The sequence below is a fragment of the Actinophytocola sp. genome, from assembly GCF_036555685.1.
Lineage (GTDB): Bacteria > Actinomycetota > Actinomycetes > Mycobacteriales > Pseudonocardiaceae > Actinophytocola.
Genome location: NZ_DATBKY010000123.1, coordinates 1 through 3,457, shown reverse-complemented (window position 1 = coordinate 3,457; position 3,457 = coordinate 1). Strand labels below are relative to the sequence as shown.

The window sequence follows — 3,457 nt, the reverse complement described above, 5'->3', positions numbered from 1 at the left end:
CGGGCGTCGATCTCGTGCTCCTCGATGTGGATCGAGGTGAGCACGTCGTCCTGGATGAGCCGCTGCGAGATGACGATGGCGTCCTCGTAGTTGTGGCCCTCCCACGGCATGATCGCCACGAGCAGGTTCTTGCCGAGCGCCATCTCACCGTTCTCGGTGCACGGCCCGTCGGCGATGACCTGGCCGGAGAGCACGCGGTCGCCCTCGGACACGATCGGCCGCTGGTTGACGCAGGTGCCCTGGTTGGACCGGCGGAACTTGTGCAGCCCGTAGGTCCGCCGGGAACCGTCGTCGGCCATGACCGTGATGAAGTCGGCGGACAGCTCCTCGACCACGCCGTCCTTCTCCGCGACCACGACGTCACCGGCGTCGACCGCGGCACGCAGCTCGGTGCCGGTGCCCACCAGCGGCGACTCGCTGCGCAGCAGCGGCACCGCCTGGCGCTGCATGTTGGCGCCCATCAGCGCGCGGTTGGCGTCGTCGTGCTCGAGGAACGGGATCATCGCGGTCGCGACGGAGACCATCTGCCGCGGCGAGACGTCCATGTAGTCGACGTCGAACGGCTCGATGAACTCGACCTCGCCGCCCTTCTTGCGGACCAGGACGCGGTCCTCGGCGAAGTGCCCCTGGTCGTCCAGCGGCGCGTTCGCCTGCGCGATGACGTGCCGGTCCTCCTCGTCCGCGGTCAGGTAGTCGATCTGGTCGGTGACCTGGCCCTCGATGACCTTCCGGTACGGGGTCTCGATGAAGCCGAACGGGTTGACCCGGCCGTAGCTCGACAGCGAGCCGATCAGGCCGATGTTCGGGCCTTCCGGCGTCTCGATCGGGCACATGCGGCCGTAGTGGCTGTGGTGGACGTCGCGGACCTCCATGCCGGCGCGCTCACGGGACAGACCACCGGGACCGAGCGCGGAAAGCCGGCGCTTGTGCGTCAGGCCCGCGATCGGGTTGGTCTGGTCCATGAACTGCGACAGCTGCGAGGTGCCGAAGAACTCCTTGATCGCCGCCACGACCGGGCGGATGTTGATCAGCGTCTGCGGCGTGATCGCCTCGACGTCCTGGGTCGTCATCCGCTCGCGGACGACCCGCTCCATGCGGGAGAGGCCGACCCGGATCTGGTTCTGGATCAGCTCGCCCACGGTGCGCAGGCGGCGGTTGCCGAAGTGGTCGATGTCGTCGACCTCGACCGGCACCTCGTTGCCCTCGATCGTCATCGAGGTCTCGCCGGCGTGCAGCCGGACCAGGTACTCGATCGTGGTGACGATGTCGTCCTCGGTGAGCACGCCCACCTCGCTGGGCAGCGTGAGGCCCAGCTTCTTGTTGACCTTGTAGCGGCCGACCTTCGCCAGGTCGTAGCGCTTGTCCTTGAAGAAGAGGTTCTCCAGGAGGGTCTGCGCGGACTCCTTCGTCGGCGGCTCGCCCGGCCGGAGCTTGCGGTAGATGTCGAGCAGCGCCTCGTCGGTGCCGGCCGTGTGGTCCTTCTCCAGGGTCGCGAGCAGCGTCTCGGAGAAGCTGAACCGCTCACGGATCTGCTCGGCGGTCCAGCCGAGGGCCTTGAGCAGGACGGTGACCGGCTGACGGCGCTTGCGGTCGATGCGGACACCCACGGTGTCGCGCTTGTCGACGTCGAACTCCAGCCACGCTCCGCGGCTGGGAATGACCTTGACGCTGAAGACGTCCTTGTCCGTGGTCTTGTCGACGGACTGGTCGAAGTACACACCGGGCGAGCGCACGAGCTGGGACACCACGACGCGCTCGGTGCCGTTGATGATGAAGGTGCCCTTGTCCGTCATGACCGGGAAGTCACCCATGAACACCGTCTGGCTCTTGATCTCGCCAGTCGAGTGGTTGGTGAACTCCGCCGTGACGAACAGCGGAGCCGCGTAGGTCATGTCCTTGTCCTTGCACTCCTCGACGGAGGCCTTGACCTCGTCGAAGCGCGGGTCGGAGAAGGAGAGGGACATCGAGCCGGAGAAATCCTCGATGGGAGAGATCTCGTTCAGGACCTCTTCGAGGCCACCGACCGGGTTCTCGTCACCGGCATCGACACGGCGCTGGAACCACGCCTCGTCGCCGGTGAACCACTGAAACGATTGGATCTGCAGGTCGAGCAGGTTGGGCGTGCCAAGCGGCTCGCGGATCTTCGCGAAGGAGACCCGCAACGGAGCGCCTGGGATTCCCGAGTTCGACACGGTGGAGTTGGTCGCAGCAGTGGCCTTGGTCGCGCGGGAGACTGCCAAGATGCGTCCTTCCAGGACTAATGTGCGGTCGAGCAGCCTCGTTAGCAACTGTAACGAAGCTGGTCAGGGGTGCGGTCGTGCCCAACAGTCTAGGGCATGCGAAAGTGGGCAGCGCAAAGGGGCAGTCTAGCCGTAAAGTCGGCGACTGTCTAGGCCCGCACTCAACCGTCCTCCCGCCGAAGGCGTGCTTGGTGAATAGCGTGACCCCGAGGCGTCATTCCGTCAAGATGCCGCGCCCGGATCTCGTCCGCTTTCAGCCCGGACGTCAGCGATCGTCCAGCCGTTCTGTAGCAAGGATTTCCGTGCCCGCGGGCCGCTGACCTGCGGCTCCGCCCGCACCCCCAGGGGCGCTGCCGATCATGCCCGGCCGAACACTCACCGTGACGATCCACACCGTCTCACCCGCCCGGCCTACCGCACGGAGGCCGGGCCGGCGGCGCTCAGCACTTCGGGGCCGGCTGGCCGTTCACCAGGGGCTGGTCGAACATGTTGAACTCGGTGATCTTCCAGTGGTCGCCGTCCCGGTGGGCGAGCACCGAGAACTGCGCCTCGCCGGACACCGAGTTGTTCACGTCCACGCGGGTGCTGCTCTGGTCGATGAACACGAGCGCCTCGGCCCGGTCGCCGTCCAGCCGGACCAGCGCGATCTCGCGCACGGCCGTGACCATGACGATCTTCTGCTTCGGGGCGAGCTTGCGGACCTGGCCGAACAGCTGGTCGTACTCGCAGCGGGCCTTGCCGGTGAGCGTCTCGTCGACGGCCTTCTGGGTGGAGTCGAGGTCGGTGTAGTTGTAGCTGAACGTCTGCTCGATGGCCGACTTCAGCTGGCCGACGACCTCGCTCGTGGTGCCCGAGTCGGTCAGCGCCGTGTTCTTGTCGCCGCTCTCCAGGCTCGACGCCTCGCCGCGGAACCACACCGCGAGACCGGCCAGCACGACCGCCACCACGGCCAGCACGACCGCGACCGACAGCTGGGTGGCGGCACGCTTGCGCGGGTCGGCCTCCCGCACCCGCCGGACGCGCGCGACCCTGGTCCGGTCCTCGGCCGCCCGCAGGTCCTCGGGCCGGGTGGTGCCGGTGGTGCGGCGCTTGCCAGCCGGCCGGCGGCGCGCCGGCTCGGGCGCGGCCTCGGGCGCCGCGTCGTCCTCGTCGACCTGGTCCTCGTCGTACTCGTCGTAGGCCTCGTACTCGGCCGCGGCGTAGTCGTCGAGGTCGTC

At 67.7% G+C, this 3,457-nt stretch carries 2 protein-coding genes; both read right to left on the bottom strand.

Translation table 11 applies throughout. The features are described 5' to 3' along the window. Positions 1 to 2,240 (bottom strand): DNA-directed RNA polymerase subunit beta (rpoB, locus tag VH969_RS12905; RefSeq protein ID WP_331973953.1); only part of this gene is annotated, 2,240 nt, incomplete at its 3' end. Positions 2,241 to 2,680: 440 nt separating this feature from the next. Further along, positions 2,681 to 3,457 (bottom strand): hypothetical protein (locus VH969_RS12900; protein WP_331973952.1); only part of this gene is annotated, 777 nt, incomplete at its 5' end.